The organism is Pedobacter sp. MC2016-14 (genome assembly GCF_020991475.1).
GTDB lineage: Bacteria > Bacteroidota > Bacteroidia > Sphingobacteriales > Sphingobacteriaceae > Pedobacter.
The window spans coordinates 1,895,492-1,912,203 of the sequence record NZ_JAJMPA010000001.1; the positions used below are offsets into that span (position 1 = coordinate 1,895,492).

Here is a 16,712-nt window from a genome sequence, read left to right on the forward strand (position 1 = left end):
CCTAAACAATATGAAAAAACCTTTACCAAATTGGTATTTCTTTTATGGCCTGCTGCAAAAAACATGCTTGTGTTTTGTACTCATGCTGGGCTGCGCAGGATATGCCCAATCTAAAGAAAAGCTGTATTCCTTTAACTGGAAAAATACCACCGTGTTAAATGCATTTAAGGAAGTAGAAAACGTAGCGGCAGTGCACTTTTCTTACAATCCTTTAGACCTCAACCTTAAAGAAAAGATTGATCTAAGCATTGAAAATAAGAAGCTCAGTGAGGTTTTAAATGCAATTTCCACTAAAATCAATATTAGGTATCAGATCAATGGCAAAACCATTATGATCCAGTCTTACACGCCGCCTCCTGTAACTAAGCCTATGCAATTTGTACTAACAGGAAAAGTAACAGACGAAAAAAAGGTAGGGATTCCTGGCGTTATTGTATTGAATACGGTGACGGATAAAACTACTACAACCAATGCTCAGGGCGACTTTTTTATCCAGGCGGGTAAGGGCGATATGATCAGATTTAAAATGCTGGGCTTTCAGGCTGCGGCCCTCCTTGCAAATGAAGCGCAAAAAAGCGTAACCATTGTTTTAAAGGAAGAAATTAATCAGCTCAACGAAACCGTGGTAACAGCCTTGGGTATCAAAAGAGAAGAACGATCTTTAGGATATGCCGTTGCTGCGGTAGATGGCAAGGGCCTAAAAAAAGCCAGGGAAATTAACGTCATCAATTCCCTGGCGGGTAAAGTACCCGGTCTTATCATCAATGGAACTGCTGGTGGGCCAACGGCTGCTTCCAGGGTAATTATCAGGGGAAGCACCTCTGTAACCGGAAACAACCAGCCTTTATATGTTGTAGATGGAATACCAATTGACAATTCTAATTATGGCGGCACCGGCGGCGGTTTGTATGCCTCCGGTGTAGATATGGGCGATGCCATCTCGGCCATCAATCCAGATGATATTGAAACCATCAACGTACTTAAGGGTGCTTCTGCATCTGCCTTATATGGCTCAAGAGCTGCTAACGGGGTTATTTTAATTACCACTAAACGTGGTAAGGGAGCAGATCTTGGAATTGAGTTCAACAGCACTTCATCCATAGAAAGTCAGCTCACCAGTTACGATGGCTACCAGTCTTTGTATGGACAAGGTACACGACAACTCATCAATACCCTGGCCATTCAGGATTACAATACGCTAACCAAAAGTTTTGGTGCCCGTATAGATCCAGATCTGAGTGTAATCACCGGCACAGGTGCCCGTGTACCCTACGCCTATGTGAAAAATAACATTGATGGTTTTTTTAAAACCGGATCTACCTTTACCAATACACTTTCTTTTACCAACGGCAATGAAAATTCCAGTTTCAGGTTTTCTGCCGCCAATCTGACTAACAAGGATATTATACCCGAAAGTGGCATCAATAGAAACTCCTTTACTTTTAATGGTAGTTCCAAATTTGGCCAGAAGGTCACTTTAGAAGCCAGGGCTTTTTACATGAATGAAAAAGTGGATAACCGTCCTTCTCTGGCAGATGATCCTGCAAACATTGGTAACAGCTTTTTGTCTTTAGCCAATACAGTAGATCAGGCCCGTTTTGCCAATGAATACAAAAATGCCGATGGCAGTTACCTTGATTGGAACAATGGTAACCAATACAGGTTAAATCCATATTGGGTAATTAATGAGATGAAAAACGAAACCACTAAAGACCGTTTAATTGCTTCTGCCCAGTTAAATTATAACATCTTAACCTGGTTAAGCTTGCAGGGTAGGGCATCATCAGATCAAACCTATGTGAATTATGAAAAGTTTAGTCCAAAAACTACGCCTGGCGCATTAACGGGCACGCTTGATCAAAACAACAGTAAATACAATACCATAGAAGCTGATGCCCTGCTGACGGCGCAAAAACAATTAACGCCATCTTTAAATCTTTCAGCTCGGTTAGGTAGCAGTATTACGCGCAACAGGAGAACAGGTAATGTTATGCAGTTTACCAATCAGGCCGTAACTGATGTAAACATACCCACAAGTTACACCCAGCAATCGGTAACCCCGGTGGCCAATCGCCGAAGCATCAACTCTGTTTATGGAATTGTGGCTGCTGGCTACAAAGGCTGGTTATATGCAGATGCAACACTTCGGCAGGATGTGTTTTCTACTTTACCAGAACAGAACAATAGTAAGTTGTTCCCATCTTTAAGTACGGCATTTATATTTACTGATGCCTTCAAGCTAGATAAGAAGATTCTGTCTTTTGGTAAATTCAGGGCCTCTGTTGCGCAGGTAGCTTCAGATACAGACCCCTTTTTAATTGATCAGTACTATAGAAGCAATTCAATGTCTTTTAATGGATTGCCAACTGGTGGTTTATCAACCGATGTAAAATCAAGCAGCACCCTAAAACCAACCATAACTTCATCTTATGAATTTGGTACAGAGCTTAAATTCTTCAACAACCGAATCGGGATCGACCTTACCTATTACAACTCCAAATCAAAAGATCAGTTGAATATAGTGCCTACGCCCCCATCTTCGGGTTATAAAGCCGAGATTATCAATGCTGGGGTGATCAGTAACGAAGGAATAGAAATCGCTTTCAACGCAACACCCATTGCTACCAAAAACTTTAACTGGAGTTTAAACATCTCTTTTGCCAGAAACCAAAACAATGTTGAATCTCTTGCAGAGGGTACACCATTTTTAACCCTTTCAGATGCTCGTTGGATGGGGGTTTCTGTAGTAGCCATGCCCGGAACTTCTTATGGGTCATTATTGGGCTACGATTACCAGCGAGATCCTAGTGGGAATATTATTTTGAGTAGTGTAGATCTGCAGCCCCTATTAAGTACCAACAGGGCAGTGATGGGTAAGGGCATTTACGACTGGACTGGCGGTTTAAGCAGTACCATGACTTATAAAAACTTCTCACTTGAGGCTGTTTTGGATGTTAAATATGGTGCGGACCTCTTATCGCTTACCAATTATTTTGCTGCTGCCAATGGTTCTTCCATTAGTACATTAGAAGGCAGGGCAGAATGGATTAAATCAGAAGAAGACCGCCAGGCGGCAGGCCAAACTCCTGCGCAATGGGCCGCATCAGGTTTAACCAGGGGTTATGTACCACAAGGTGTAATACAAACAGGAACCAATACAGATGGAACCCCCATCTATACCCAAAATACAAGGGCTATTGATCCCTCAATTTATTGGGGTGCACTGGGCGATATTTCTAACTCTGTTGGCCGTCCCTTTATCTACGATGCCTCCTATATCAAAATGCGACAACTTACCTTAAGCTATCGGTTGCCCGAAACTTTAACGGCTAAATGGGGCGTAAAAGATGTACAGGTAGCCTTAGTGGCTAGAAATCCATTCATTATTTATAAAAATGTTCCCAATGTAGATCCTGATTCCAATTACAGTAATGGTAACGGGCAAGGAGTAGAGTATGGCTCTTTACCGGGCAGACGCAGTTTTGGTTTCAACCTTAATTTTAGATTCTAATGAAAACACACTTATATAAAATGTTGCTGGCAGCAGGAATCATCCTGTTTAGCATTTCATCCTGTAAAAAGTTTGGAGATACCAACATAGATCCCACCCGGTCATCCAATATGGATCCCTCAGTACAGTTAACTACTGCGCAACTGCGATTCTCCGGAGATCTGAATGTAAATGAGAGGACAAGTTTTATGATGACTATGCCTTTGGTACAGCATATTGCCGGCTCTTACAGCAACAGGTGGGGCGGTATCTATTTTAACAGTCCTAATGTAATGGGGGTACTGTGGGAAGATTCTTATGGATCTGATCTGGTAAACATCATTGATGCCGTAAAGAGAACTACAGATGTGGCGGCACAGTCTAACCTCAATGCAGTATGTCGCATTATGAAAGTTTACTCTTTTGCAAGGATGACAGATTTGTACGGAGATATTCCCTACAGCGAGGCCGGCTTGGGCATTAAAGCTAAATTTGATACCCAGGCAGAAATTTACGACAGCTTTTTTAGAGAACTTACTGCAGCATCCGTACAATTAAATACAGCCAGGGATGCTGTAAAAGGTGATATTTTTTACAACGGAGATATCAATGCCTGGAAAAAGTTTGCCAATTCCCTGCATTTGCGCCTTGCCATGCGTTTGGTAAAGATCAATCCCACAAAAGCAAAAACAGAGGCACAACTTGCCTTTAATGCCGGCGTATTTACCAGCAATGCCGATATCTGTAAAACAGTGCATGAAGACATTCAAAATCCTTATGAAGAAGTAGGGAAAGGAAATATTAAGGGTAATGGCGTTTCGGCCTCTTTTTTCAACGGCGGTGCAGTGCCCGGCAGATTTACAACTCCATTTCTAAACCAACTTAATAGCACCAACGATCCGAGGATGAAGTACATGGTGAAAAATTATGTTGACTTACCGGGCGGTAATCCTTTAAATCGTATTGACATTACGGAGCCTTTGCTGGCAGTAACCGGTGGATATTTTGGTGTCAATCCCGGTAATTACATCTGGGATGATTTTAAATCGGCCATAGCCATCACTGTTCCGGGTGTAGGTGCATATTCTGCCTTAAACAACGATCAAAAAGCACAGCCAGCCAATTTTTTACTGCGCTTTAATGCGCCGTTTTTGCACTTAACCTATGCTGAGGTAGAATTGCTGCTGGCCGAAGCTACCTTTAGATTTGGTGCTACTTTTGGTGGTACAGCCAGCAGTCATTATCAAAAAGGTATTGAGGCTGCCATGCTGCAATTGAGCCTTTTTCCTGGTGGGCCAACAATTCCGTCAACAGAAATTAATGCTTTTCTTCAGGGAAATGCCCTCATTGCTGGTAGAGAACTGGAACTGATCAATACACAGCTCTGGATCACCTTGTTCCTCAATGGCCCGGAGGCCTATGCTAATTGGAGAAGGTCGGGTTTTCCGGTCTTAACCCCGGGTACAAATGCAGAAGAGCCGGGAGAGAGTTTAACCATTCCAAGACGATTTGAGTATCCTTATACAGAGGAAGAGCAAAACCGGGTTAATTTTGAAAAAGTACTTCCTGCATTGGGTGGTGTAGACAGCTGGAACGGAAGAGTATGGTGGGACAAATTATAACAGAAATGATGAGCAATCGAATACCTGCAACTAGCCTGCTGAAGGTTTTTTTGATATCCGTACTTCTCTCTGGCTGTGGTAAATCTGATGCGGTTGCTACTGAACCTGAGGTTACAGCGGCTGAAAAGAAGAAACTAAAGGTCATTGGCTATTTATACGCCAATGATTTGATAACGGCCCTGCCTAAAATAGAATTTACTAAAATCACGCACGTAAATGTTTCATTTATCAATCCAGATGCAGCAGGGACTTTCGCATTTGTTCCTGGCTTACAGGAACTGGTAAAAAAGGCCCATGAAAACAATGTAAAGGTTATCTCTGCTCTGGCAGGAGGAGATGCACCGGGACACCTGAAGGAACTGATTAAACCACAAAGCAGGAAAATACTTGTTGATGGCCTGTTACAACTGGCCCAGGCCTATAACCTGGATGGTATAGATGTAGATCTGGAAGGTGATTTTGTAAATGAAAACTTTGAAGGTTTTGTAACCGAGCTGAGTGCCGGCCTTAAAAAAGACGGTAAGGTAATGACCATTGCCGTGGCCACCTGGAATTCTGCTGCCTATACGGATAAAGCACTGGCCTTGTTTGACTGGATCAATATCATGTCTTACGATAAAACCGGGCCATGGAAAAAAGACGAACCGGGGCCACATGCACCTTATGAGTATGCAGAATCAGATTTTGCACATTGGAATGTAAACAGACATATCCCTGCAGATAAGTTGGTAATAGGGCTTCCTTTTTATGGATACGGCTTTGGCGCAAATATCCAGGAGAGCATCAATTTTAGCGAGCTGGTAACCAGTTATCCCGGATCAGAAAAAGAAGATTTCTGGGTAGTAACCGGCAAGGGTACTTTTTTTTACAATGGCCTGCCTACCATCAGGAAAAAGGTAGCTTTTGCACTTAAGAAAAAAATGGGCGGCGTAATGATCTGGCATTTGCTGGGAGATGCCGCAGGAGATAATTCTCTATTAAACGCAATTAATTCATCATTATAATCTTAGTAATATGAACCACATAAAATATTTAATTCTTGCCTTTCTCCTCTCAGCTGTAATTGCAGGTTGCGAAAAGGGACAAGAAGCAGCTACAGATGATAACTTTCACCCTAGAATTATTGATGGCAATGGGGTATTCATTTCCCCCAAGCGTATCATTTTTCAGGGTACATCGGCAGTTTACAATGGCCTTACCTTTTCACCTAAACCAATAGAGAAAGCCAAAATCTCCTGGAAGGTAAATGGGGTAGAGGTTTCAACAGATACCACTTACACCTTTACACCAACAGCGGGTGGCGAATATCAGGTTAAAGTGGAAGCTACGTATAACGGACAAACTTCTACCAGAATTTCTAATGTATTGGTAAGCCCAACAACTTACACGCCAAAAACCTATACCAATATTGCTATGGCTTACCTTACCGAAGATGCTACCGTGGCCGATGTGGATTTTGCAAACGTTACCCATGTTACCTATAAAGGCTTTAGGGTTGCAGCATCCGGTGCTGTTGATTTTTCAAAAGCTACCCTCAATCAGACCGGGGATGAATTGGTAGCAAGGGCGCACATTGCACATGTACCTGTTTTATTGGGTATATCAGGAACCCTATCTGGCATAGACGGCTGGTCGCTCTACAACAGCAATGAGTTTGGCGCCGTAATCAGTGACGCTACAAAACGGGCTGCCCTGGTTACTACAGTTGCAGAATATGTAATAAACCATAGGCTGGACGGTGTAGATGTGATGATGACAGATTTAAGTAATGACTTTTATAATATTTCTGCCGCCAATGCCCAATCGGTTGGCCCCTTTATTACCGCCCTTAAAGCAGCTTTGCCCGCAGGATCATTGGTAACGGCTACCGTAACCACAAATTACATGCATTGGGAATATGCTAATCTTGCAGTGGCAGACTGGGTAAATGTGCATGCCTTTGAAGAGGGTACTTTTGTAGGGCCTGGTGCGCCAAGAGGACAAGCATCAAGTCTGGCCTATATGCAAAGTTGCGCTGCCATCTGGGCAAACAAAATAGACAAAAGCAAAATTGTTATCGGCATCCCTGCTTTCGGATTGCGGTATACGGCTATTGATGGGGCTGGCAATAACCTGAGCTGGGGCTCTTATGGCTACATCAAGTATAAAGATATACTGGCAATTGATCCATTGGCATATAACAAGGAAATGATCAACACAGATTTCGGTATTTACTTTAACGGGATTCCATTAGTAGATCAAAAAACTGCCTATATTAAAGCAAATGGCTATAAAGGAGCTTATTTATATGCAGGAGATTACGATGTAAAAGGGACAAATTCACTCATGGCTGCAATTTACAAAACACTTAAATAGTTGCTTTGGCTGAAGTAATAAAACCACAGCGACTGGTTTCAATAGACGCATTAAGGGCTATAGTAATGGTGCTGATGATCTTTGTAAATGATTTGTGGAGCCTTATCAAAATTCCGGAATGGTTAGAACATGCACCGGGGGGAGCAAACTATATGGGATTGGCAGATGTGGTTTTTCCCGCATTTTTATTTATTGTAGGATTATCGGTGCCTTATGCTATTGATAGCCGGAGGAAAAAGGGCGATACTGATGTGGAGATTTTTCTTCACATCGTAGCCCGTACCCTGGCCTTACTGGTTATGGGCTTTTTTCATGTCAATATGGACAGTTACAGTGAAGCGGCCGTATTATCCAAGGGTTGCTGGACAATTTTGGTTACCATTGGGTTTTTTCTGGTCTGGCTGGATTATACGGAGTACAAACCTTTATTAAGCAAAATCCTGAAAGCTACAGGCATCCTGATTCTTGTGGGTATGGCCATGTTTTTTTACGATGGAAAAGATGCAGGCATACTAGCCATGAAACCACAATGGTGGGGGATTCTGGGCTTAATTGGCTGGGCTTACTTTATCGCCAGCGCTGTGTTTCTGTTTTCATCCGGCCGCTTGCTGGTGCAAATACTGGCTTTTGTGTTTTTTATGGCTTTCAATTCCTTCAATTACCTGGGCTGGCTTTCGGGGCTGCATCAATTGCAGCAATATGTGTGGATTGTAGAAAATGGAGCAATGCCAGCCTTAACATTAGCGGGGATCATTACGGCATTGGTGTATAGAAAGTTTACCGCACAAAATTGGAAGTTCTGGCTAAGTATCAGCGCATTTACCCTGGCACTGGTTATTTTTAGTTATATCACTTTTCCACTCTGGGGGCTTTCCAAAATCCGTGCAACACCGGCATGGGTTAGTCTAAGCTCAGCAATAACTATTGTAGCTTTTGGGCTGATGGTTTACCTTACAGAAATTTTGCAGCAACGTAAATGGTATAATTTCATTAAGCCGGCGGGCACCAGTACACTTACCTGTTACCTTTTACCCTATATGCACTACGCCTTGATCGGCTTATTTAATTTACCCCAACTGCCATCAGTATTGCGAACAGGGGCAGTCGGATTAGCAAAGTCTTTTTGTTACGCCCTGCTTATCGTTGCCCTCTGTGGCTTACTGGCCAAAATCAGGATCAGGCTTAAGATTTAAGATCAGCACAACAGGAACATTAAAAAAGAAATCAGGATTTCACGCAAAACGTTCACCGCATTATGAAGCGTATTGTAGACAGTGCGTTCCCTGAGCTGCGTTTTGTGTGCAATATCTTTAAAAGACATACAGTCGTAAAATCGCATTTGTACAATTTCTTTTTGTCGGGGTGTCAATTTGCTGATGGCATTTAGCAACCGCATTTTTAGATGCTCATCTTCCTGACTGGCAATTAAAATGGCCTCATAAGAATCTGTACTTACGTACTTTGGCGCAACCTCTTCCAGGTTCAATTCATTGCTGGCATCTTTGCAAAGGTTTTTTTGATTGGTTTTGTAAATGATGCGTTTGTAAATGGTAAAAACGTACTGCTGGATGTTATCTACGTCACCCAGTTTATGCCTGATGCTCCAAAGTTCAATAAACAGGTTTTGGATACTTTCTTTAATCAGTTCTATATTCCTGTAAAGCGACATGCCAAAGCGGTACAAATCATCATAAAAAAGCGAAAAGCATTCATAGAGCCCTTGCTTTTCCCCTTCAGCCAGCAGCTTCCAGTTTTTAATGATTCCATGGTGATTATAGTCCATAACGTTTTCAGCCCAAAAGGATTAGCGCAGAAACGAAAATAAGAAATTATACCAGTATTTGTGGTAACGCAGCACCTAAAAATTGGAATTACTGTTTTTTGTTTAAATTGCATGTTAATATGACAACCCTGTACATTAAAAATATGGTTTGTGCCCGATGCATATTGGTGGTAAAGGCAGAATTAGCAGAACTTGAACTACAGCCAATGTCTGTTGAACTCGGATTAGTAACCTTAAATCAGGATTTAACCCACCTTCAAAAATCCAACTTAGCACTTGCCTTGGAGCAGCTAGGTTTTGAATTGATAGACGATAAGAAAACAAGATTGGTGGCGCAGGTAAAAACTTCCATTATCAATTTGGTGCACCACCACAACACGGTATTAAAAGTTAATTTATCGCAATACCTGGCAGAACAACTTCAGCAAGATTATCAACATCTTTCCAGCCTTTTTTCAGAGCTGGAAGGCACTACTATTGAGAAATATTTTATTGCGCAAAAAGTAGAAAAAGTAAAAGAATTATTGGCTTATAATGAGCAGTCTTTGAGTGAAATAGCTTTTGAACTCCATTATTCAAGCGTAGCCCATTTAAGCAATCAGTTTAAAAAGGTAACCGGCATCACGCCAAGCCAATTTAAAAACCACATCGCCGGAAAAAGAAAGGCTTTGGATAAAGTTTAAATCTACTGATCTACATCTGCATCAGAGCCTTTTTGCTGTTCCAGTTTTTCATTGTCATCAGGCTGATCGTCAAAGCCTACCTGCTTGTCAACATCAGCATCGCTACCTTTTAATTGTTCAGCGGCTTCTTCTTTAGAAGGTTGGTCCTTGGTTGTCTTATGTTCGGTGTATGGAGTTGTATCTTTGTTCATGATCTGTTATTTAACCTTTACAACATCCTTAATCTTTAAAGGTTTCCATATACTTTTATATGCAGTGCATAAAACAGAGCTTCTCGTCCAAATAAGTGATTTGATGTTTATACGGTATTATTTTGGAATTCATGATTCCTGCCTGATTATAATTATATTTGTTGCACAACATAGCAAAAATGAATATAAATATTATCGACGTATTAAAGGAATCAAAACAGTCAATCCTTGATAACTGGATTTCTGCACAACTAAGTAAGCAAAGCTTTAGTGGTGACTTAATCAGCAGTCAGGAAATAAAAGAGCAGTCGGAAGAACTTCTGGACACCCTTTTCAAAGTATGGACCATTGAAAACTTTGAAAATTTTGGTTCATCAGATTTTGATGAAGTAGTTGAATGTCTCTCACAGATATCAATGAGCCGGGCCAAACTGGGCTTTACGCCGAAAGAAACCGGTGCTTTTGTCAATGGACTAAAGAATACCTTGCTGGAAGTTCTGGAATCAAAACTTTCCGGTGATCCCTCCAGTCTTTACAATACCAGTAAAAAGATAAATAATCTTTTCGATAATTTTAGTGTCATCACTTTTGAAACTTTTATTCAAGGCAGAGAAGATGTCATTAACAGACAAACAGATGAAATTTCTGAGATTTCTACTCCTGTGATAAAGGTTTGGGACGGAATTCTTGCATTGCCAATTATCGGAACTTTAGATAGTGCCCGTACCCAGGTTGTGATGGAAAATTTACTGGAGGCCATCGTAGAAACAGGTAGCAGTATTGCAATTCTGGATATTTCTGGTGTTCCCGCGGTAGATTCACTTGTGGCACAACATTTAATGAAAACCGTTGCAGCAACCCGTTTAATGGGCGCTGAATGTGTGATCAGCGGTATTAGACCAGAAATCGCCCAAACTATTGTGCATCTGGGTATTGATTTATCTAATATTATAACTAAGGCATCTCTTGCTCACGCTTTGAAATTTTCATTTCAAACCTTAAAACTTGAGGTAAGAAAACAAGCACTTAGGCCTATATAGACCATGGAAAAAATTCCTATATTAAGAATGGGGCCATTTTTATTGGTTACCATACAGGTTGATTTATATGACAGGCTTGCTTTAAATCTTGAAGAAGACCTTATAGAAACGGTTAGCAAAACTGGTGCTAAGGGAGTACTAATCGACATCTCAGTTGTTTCCATAGTTGATTCATTTATGGGACGGATTATCGGTAATATAGCGAGTATGTCAAAAATACTTGATGCCGAGACTGTTGTTGTTGGTATGCAGCCCGCAGTGGCTATTACTTTGATAGAACTTGGTTTACCGCTAACCGGGGTTCATACCGCTTTGAACGTGGAAAGAGGAATGATTTTATTGAAATCCAAAGTAAATCTTGACGAGTTTGACGCTGATCAGGAGGAAGCTGAAGGCGATGATTACGGTTTTAACTAAACAATCCATGCTGATTCAAAAGGATCAGGATGTGGTACCTTTTAGAAATCGCGTAAAAGATTGCGCCGTAAAAATTAAAATGGGACTTGTAAATCAAACCAAGTTGATTACAGCTGCTAGCGAACTTGTACGGAACATGCTAAAGTACGGCCATGGCGGAGAGGTTTTTATCGAAATAGTCTCCGAAGGGAGAAACTCTGGAGTAAGATTAATATTTAAAGATAAAGGTCCCGGAATACAGGATGTAGAATTGGCTATGAAAGATGGTTATTCCACAGGTAAGAGCCTTGGCTTAGGGCTCCCGGGAACAAAGCGGCTGGTCAATGTTTTTGAATTAAAAAGTGAGGTAGGCGTAGGTACTACAGTTTCTATTATAAAGTGGTGTAATGGTTAATGAAAACTATGTAAGTTATCCCGCAACGGACAGGAGCTACTATGCCTTGTTGCGCAAAGGTATACATAAGCAGGCGTTAACAGCTGGTTTTGATGACAAAAAATTAGCTCACCTGGACATTATTGTGGCCGAAATCACCACCAATATATTTAAGCATACTTCTGGTGCAGAGATTTTATGTGGTGTAATGGGGCAGGGCAAGCACCAATATATTGAAATTATCAGTATCGATGATGGACCTGGTTTTACTGATTTGCCAAACATGCTTTTGGATGGAGTTTCTTCTGTAAATACGCTGGGGCATGGCTTAGGTAGTATAAAACGCTTGTCAGATTTCTTTGGAATCTATTCGCAGAAGGGTTGGGGCACTGTCCTGGTCGCCCGCCTCCATAAACAAGAATATAAAGAAGATTTACATCCTATTGTTGTTACAAGCCTCGTGGTGGCTAAACCTTCTGAAATTGAAAGTGGCGATGGCTGTATGTATAAAAGTTCTGAACGCTATTTTAAATTATTTCTTATGGATGGCCTGGGGCATGGGCCCGAGGCACATCAGGCAGTAATGGAAGGCTTCAACGCATTTAAGCTTTGCCCTTATCATGATCCTGCAGAAATTATTCGTTATATGCACAACCCCTTGAAACGAAGCCGCGGCGGCGTGGGAACTGTAGTTGTGTATGACAATGCAAGCCGCAAAATTGAAATTCTGGGAGTAGGAAATATTTCTACTAAACTGGTTGGTAATGTTGATTCGAGGAACATCATGTCATATAACGGGATCATTGGGCACAATATCCCAAATACGATGAAAAGCCAGGAGGTTAATGCCAGGGACTTTAAATTTATTATTTTATGTTCTGATGGGATAAAATCACGCTGGGATATTTCCAAATACCCTATGATTTTAAGATATGACCCAACAATTATTGCCGCAGCAATTTATAAAGATTTCGCGCGTAAAACAGATGACATGTCAGTTGTGATCATTAAAACCCAAAATTTATGATAAAACTTGCAGAAGTTTCTTTGGAAAGTGAAATGGATATCATCCTTTGCAGTCAGAAGTTTCTTAAAATCACAGAAATTTTGCATCTGAGCCTGTCTACAAAAAGTACTTTTGCGAGTGCGATCTCCGAAGTAGCCAGAGTGATGACGGATCACACGGATAATGGAATATTAAGTGTTGGCATAAACGAAGATAAAGGAAAATTTAAATTGATCTGCGAGGTCACTTATCCGGGATTGGAAAGCACTATTGATCCGGAACTGTTTCATTTCGCTAAAAGGCTGGTTCCTGTCTTTGACGTTTACTTGATCAATGATCGTCATGTCATTCAATTTTCAATCGGCCTTCCAAAATCGTTACACCTCGACAAATCAAAAATTCAGTTGGTTGTTGCTTATATAGAGAACAGCCTGCCCGTTTCACCTTACGAAACCCTTAAGATCAGTAAAAACGAACTATCTCAAAAGGCGGAATTGCAAGAGGAAGAGTTAAAGGCTGCTAAAATTTTAAATGATCTAAAATCGGAATTTATCTCCATCGCAAGCCACGAACTTAAATCGCCGCTTACTATTTTAAAAGCTTATGGAGATATCGCGGTATCGTCGAAAATGAAGTCTCTAGCGCAGGTTCAGGAGTACGTTAGGCGTATGAATGCTCAGTGTTCAAAGTTGGCTGCCCTGGCATTACAACTTTTAGATTCTGCAAAAATTGAAATTGGGAATTTGGAATATGAAATGACGAGTCTGGATTTTAATGCTTATTTGCTTAGAACCCTAGAGGATTTGAAGCACCTAACTCCAGAACATAATTTAGTTACCGAGCTTTGTAATAGCTGCATGATGACGATAGATGAGCTTCGTTTGGAGCAGGTTATTGTTAATCTGGTTAGCAATGCAGCAAAATATTCTGAGAAAGGAACCAATATTTATATTCAGACCACACGCGATCCAGCAGAAAATACGCTGAAAATAATGATTAGGGATGAAGGTATCGGAATTTCTGAGTCAGGTATCAAAAAGATATTTGATAAATTCTATCGTGAACCAGCCGTAATTGGTAAACTTTCCGGTTTGGGAATCGGGATGTATATTGCTTCAAAGATCGTAAGTTCACATGGAGGGCAAATTTGGGTTACAAGCGAGCTCGGAAAGGGCTCCACGTTTCATGTTTCCCTGCCCATTAATTAGCCCCTCCGGAGAGCCCTAAACTGAAGCAAATAGTTTGGAATTACACATGTGCCATTTTTTGACGTCATAAGTTTCCGGGCGCAACTAAATCGGTAATCTCCTGTTCAAGCTTGGTTACAAGCCCTGACAACTGATTGGTAACATAGGTTTTTCCCGCTAAAAAATCATCAACAAAAGCTTCAGCTGCTCACTATAAAGATACTATGATAGGGCAGGAATCTTACAAATCAAAATGGTAATTGTGTAATACCAGTTCTGTTCTAATGTTGATCTTTGTAGCAGATTATAAAATGATAAAGAAATGGGCGTAGCGCAAGGGGCATTAATTCAGAATTTTCCGGTATTAGACATGAGCTGTGCGTCTTGCGCAGCGAGTGTAGAAAGTACCTTAAAGGCACAAAATGGGGTGCTCAATGCTGCGGTAAACTATGCTTCGGCGTCTGCATCGGTAGAATACCTTCCGGCGCTTACCAATCCCGATACTTTGCAAAAGGCCGTACAGGCAGCTGGCTATGACCTGCTGATTGAAAATAAGGCGCAGGAAGCGGAAAAACTGGAAGAAATAAGCCAGCTGAAACTTAGCCAGCTGAAAAGAAAAACCTTGCTGGCGGGTATTTTTACCATACCCATAGTGGTCATCGGCATGTTCTTTATGAACATTCCTTATGCCAACCAAATAATGTGGATGTTAAGCACACCAGTTGTGGCCTGGTTTGGTAAGGGCTTTTTTGTAAACGCATGGAAACAGGCCAAACATCAATCGGCAAATATGGATACGCTAGTGGCCCTGGGTGCTGGAATTGCCTATGTTTTTAGTGTATTCAATACCCTTAATCCCCAATTTTGGCATAACAGAGGCCTGCATGCCCATGTTTATTTTGAGGCATCAGCAGTAATCATCTCCTTTATATTGCTGGGCAAATTGCTGGAAGAAAAAGCAAAAGGAAATACCTCTGCTGCCATTAAAAAATTGATGGGTCTGCAACCAAAAACAGTGGTGGTCATAGATCAGGACGGCCAACAGTTGGTAAAGCCCATTGAAGAAGTAGCTGTTGGTGATGAGATCCTGGTAAAACCCGGCGAGCGGATTGCCGTAGATGGGGTGATTCTAAAAGGCAGCTCTTTTGTGGATGAAAGTATGTTGACCGGGGAGTCTATTCCGGTCTTAAGAAAGGAAGGCGATAGGGTATTTGCCGGTTCCATCAATCAGAAAAGTAGTTTTCAGTTTAGTGCGGTAAAAGTTGGTGAAGAAACCCTGCTGGCCCATATTATAAAAATGGTGCAGGATGCCCAGGGAAGTAAAGCACCTGTGCAAAAACTGGTAGATAAAATAGCGGGTATTTTTGTGCCTGTGGTAATGCTGATTGCCTTGATTACTTTTGCGGTATGGTTGGTTTTTGGTGGAAGCCAGGGCTTTCCACAGGGTTTAATGGCTTTCGCAACGGTTTTGGTCATTGCCTGTCCATGTGCATTGGGATTGGCTACGCCAACCGCCCTCATGGTAGGGATTGGCAAGGCGGCTGAAAACGGCATTTTGATCAAAGATGCCCTAAGCCTGGAGCTGGCGAAGAAAATTGATATACTGGTGCTCGATAAAACAGGCACCATTACAGAGGGCCGCCCGGAAGTAACGGATAGTTTTTGGCTGGCAGAGAGCGAGTACCATCAGCAAGTGCTTGCAGGTTTGGAGCTACAATCTGAGCATCCGCTAGCCGAAGCTATTGTAAAACATTATGCCACGGTGACAGCACAATCTGTTTTAAATTTTGAAAGCATTACCGGTATGGGTGCAAGTGCCAACGTGGATGGCAAACGGTATTATGCGGGCAATCAGAAATTACTGGAGGCACATCAGGTTAATTTGCCGGAAGCCTTGCTTCACAAAGCTTCAGAATGGGCTACAGAGGCAAAAACTGTCATCTGGTTTGCGGATGGTACTCGTGCTTTAGCGGTGCTGGCCATCGCCGATCAGGTTAAAGCTGGGTCTGCTGAAGCCGTTCTGCAATTGCAAAGGGCCGGGATATTGGTGTATATGCTTACGGGAGATAATGAGCAGACCGCCCGCGCCATTGCAATCAAAACAGGGATTTCTCAATACCATGCCGGCATGATGCCCGAACAAAAAGCGGCCTTTATTAAACAATTGCAGGCTGAAGGTAAGGTGGTAGCCATGGCGGGCGACGGAATTAACGACAGCGCTGCGTTGGCCCAGGCAGATGTGAGCATTGCCATGGGCAGAGGAAGCGACATTGCCATGGACGTGGCAAAAATGACCATTATCTCTTCTGATCTCAATAAAATACCTGCCGCTATAAAATTATCCAGGCAAACTGTAGCCACCATAAGGCAGAATTTATTCTGGGCCTTTGTATACAATGTAATTGGCATTCCATTGGCTGCTGGTGTATTGTACCCCCTTAATGGTTTTTTGCTAAACCCGATGCTGGCGGGGGCCGCAATGGCCCTGAGCAGTGTAAGCGTGGTTAGCAACAGCCTGCTCTTAAAGTATAAAAAATAAGTAAACAGGACTTTAGCCCTCATAAT

General features: G+C 41.9%; 14 protein-coding genes. 12 read left to right on the plus strand and 2 right to left on the minus strand.

What is annotated here, in order from left to right; all coding sequences use genetic code 11:
• The first annotated feature begins 10 nt into the window (after positions 1–10).
• The 5 genes from LPB86_RS07985 to LPB86_RS08005 are packed head-to-tail and all read left to right on the plus strand — an operon-like array spanning position 11 to position 8,660.
• Entirely contained in the window at positions 11–3,511 is a 3,501-nt protein-coding gene (locus LPB86_RS07985; protein WP_230642237.1) for a SusC/RagA family TonB-linked outer membrane protein, read from the plus strand.
• Complete coding sequence (locus tag LPB86_RS07990; protein ID WP_230642238.1) at positions 3,511–5,112, plus strand: SusD/RagB family nutrient-binding outer membrane lipoprotein; 1,602 nt, start codon at positions 3,511–3,513, stop codon at positions 5,110–5,112. Before LPB86_RS07985 ends, LPB86_RS07990 begins: the two co-directional genes overlap by 1 nt.
• A gap of 5 nt (positions 5,113–5,117) precedes the next feature.
• Complete coding sequence (locus tag LPB86_RS07995) at positions 5,118–6,116, plus strand: glycosyl hydrolase family 18 protein (RefSeq protein WP_230642239.1); 999 nt, start codon at positions 5,118–5,120, stop codon at positions 6,114–6,116.
• A 10-nt stretch (positions 6,117–6,126) separates the two neighbouring features.
• Positions 6,127–7,467: a glycosyl hydrolase family 18 protein gene (locus LPB86_RS08000; RefSeq protein ID WP_230642240.1), complete on the plus strand. Its 1,341-nt coding sequence runs from the start codon at positions 6,127–6,129 to the stop codon at positions 7,465–7,467.
• 5 nt (positions 7,468–7,472) lie between these two features.
• A complete protein-coding gene (locus tag LPB86_RS08005) occupies positions 7,473–8,660 on the plus strand; it encodes a DUF5009 domain-containing protein (protein ID WP_230642241.1) in 1,188 nt (395 codons plus the stop codon).
• Positions 8,661–8,662: 2 nt separating this feature from the next.
• Here the strand turns inward: LPB86_RS08005 and LPB86_RS08010 are convergent, their stop codons facing one another.
• The gene (locus LPB86_RS08010) at positions 8,663–9,250 is read right to left on the minus strand and encodes an RNA polymerase sigma factor (RefSeq protein ID WP_230642242.1); all 588 of its coding nucleotides are present in this window, start codon (positions 9,248–9,250) and stop codon (positions 8,663–8,665) included.
• A 119-nt stretch (positions 9,251–9,369) separates the two neighbouring features.
• On the opposite strand from LPB86_RS08010, the gene LPB86_RS08015 reads away from it, so the two are divergent.
• A complete protein-coding gene (locus tag LPB86_RS08015; protein ID WP_230642243.1) occupies positions 9,370–9,933 on the plus strand; it encodes an AraC family transcriptional regulator in 564 nt (187 codons plus the stop codon).
• A gap of 2 nt (positions 9,934–9,935) precedes the next feature.
• Here LPB86_RS08015 and LPB86_RS08020 read toward each other — a convergent pair whose 3' ends face one another.
• A complete protein-coding gene (locus LPB86_RS08020) occupies positions 9,936–10,124 on the minus strand; it encodes a hypothetical protein (protein WP_230642244.1) in 189 nt (62 codons plus the stop codon).
• 179 nt (positions 10,125–10,303) lie between these two features.
• Here LPB86_RS08020 and LPB86_RS08025 point away from each other — a divergent pair, with 179 nt between their 5' ends.
• The 6 genes from LPB86_RS08025 to LPB86_RS08050 all read left to right on the plus strand — a co-directional run bounded on the left by LPB86_RS08025 (position 10,304) and on the right by LPB86_RS08050 (position 16,686).
• Entirely contained in the window at positions 10,304–11,164 is an 861-nt protein-coding gene (locus LPB86_RS08025) for an STAS domain-containing protein (RefSeq protein WP_230642245.1), read from the plus strand.
• Positions 11,165–11,167: 3 nt separating this feature from the next.
• Complete coding sequence (locus tag LPB86_RS08030; protein ID WP_230642246.1) at positions 11,168–11,581, plus strand: STAS domain-containing protein; 414 nt, start codon at positions 11,168–11,170, stop codon at positions 11,579–11,581.
• 7 nt (positions 11,582–11,588) lie between these two features.
• Positions 11,589–11,975 carry an anti-sigma regulatory factor gene (locus LPB86_RS08035; RefSeq protein ID WP_230642247.1) on the plus strand — a complete coding sequence of 129 codons (387 nt, stop codon included), beginning with the start codon at positions 11,589–11,591 and terminating at the stop codon, positions 11,973–11,975.
• The gene (locus tag LPB86_RS08040; protein ID WP_230642248.1) at positions 11,968–12,981 is read left to right on the plus strand and encodes an ATP-binding protein; all 1,014 of its coding nucleotides are present in this window, start codon (positions 11,968–11,970) and stop codon (positions 12,979–12,981) included. Before LPB86_RS08035 ends, LPB86_RS08040 begins: the two co-directional genes overlap by 8 nt.
• On the plus strand, positions 12,978–14,168 hold the full coding sequence (locus LPB86_RS08045) for a sensor histidine kinase KdpD (protein ID WP_230642249.1): 1,191 nt from the start codon (positions 12,978–12,980) through the stop codon (positions 14,166–14,168). The genes LPB86_RS08040 and LPB86_RS08045 overlap by 4 nt, the downstream gene beginning before the upstream one ends.
• 301 nt (positions 14,169–14,469) lie before the next feature.
• The gene (locus LPB86_RS08050) at positions 14,470–16,686 is read left to right on the plus strand and encodes a cation-translocating P-type ATPase (protein WP_230642250.1); all 2,217 of its coding nucleotides are present in this window, start codon (positions 14,470–14,472) and stop codon (positions 16,684–16,686) included.
• Positions 16,687–16,712 lie beyond the last annotated feature (26 nt).

Excerpts from the sequence above, each read along its gene's own strand:
- LPB86_RS07985 (WP_230642237.1), top strand. The coding sequence starts at position 11 with ATGAAAAAACCTTTACCAAATTGGTATTTCTTTTATGGCCTGCTGCAA.
- LPB86_RS07990 (WP_230642238.1), top strand. The coding sequence starts at position 3,511 with ATGAAAACACACTTATATAAAATGTTGCTGGCAGCAGGAATCATCCTG.
- LPB86_RS07995 (WP_230642239.1), top strand. The coding sequence starts at position 5,118 with ATGATGAGCAATCGAATACCTGCAACTAGCCTGCTGAAGGTTTTTTTG.
- LPB86_RS08000 (WP_230642240.1), top strand. The coding sequence starts at position 6,127 with ATGAACCACATAAAATATTTAATTCTTGCCTTTCTCCTCTCAGCTGTA.
- LPB86_RS08010 (WP_230642242.1), bottom strand. The coding sequence starts at position 9,250 with ATGGACTATAATCACCATGGAATCATTAAAAACTGGAAGCTGCTGGCT.
- LPB86_RS08015 (WP_230642243.1), top strand. The coding sequence starts at position 9,370 with ATGACAACCCTGTACATTAAAAATATGGTTTGTGCCCGATGCATATTG.
- LPB86_RS08020 (WP_230642244.1), bottom strand. The coding sequence starts at position 10,124 with ATGAACAAAGATACAACTCCATACACCGAACATAAGACAACCAAGGAC.
- LPB86_RS08025 (WP_230642245.1), top strand. The coding sequence starts at position 10,304 with ATGAATATAAATATTATCGACGTATTAAAGGAATCAAAACAGTCAATC.
- LPB86_RS08030 (WP_230642246.1), top strand. The coding sequence starts at position 11,168 with ATGGAAAAAATTCCTATATTAAGAATGGGGCCATTTTTATTGGTTACC.
- LPB86_RS08035 (WP_230642247.1), top strand. The coding sequence starts at position 11,589 with ATGCTGATTCAAAAGGATCAGGATGTGGTACCTTTTAGAAATCGCGTA.
- LPB86_RS08040 (WP_230642248.1), top strand. The coding sequence starts at position 11,968 with ATGGTTAATGAAAACTATGTAAGTTATCCCGCAACGGACAGGAGCTAC.
- LPB86_RS08045 (WP_230642249.1), top strand. The coding sequence starts at position 12,978 with ATGATAAAACTTGCAGAAGTTTCTTTGGAAAGTGAAATGGATATCATC.
- LPB86_RS08050 (WP_230642250.1), top strand. The coding sequence starts at position 14,470 with ATGGGCGTAGCGCAAGGGGCATTAATTCAGAATTTTCCGGTATTAGAC.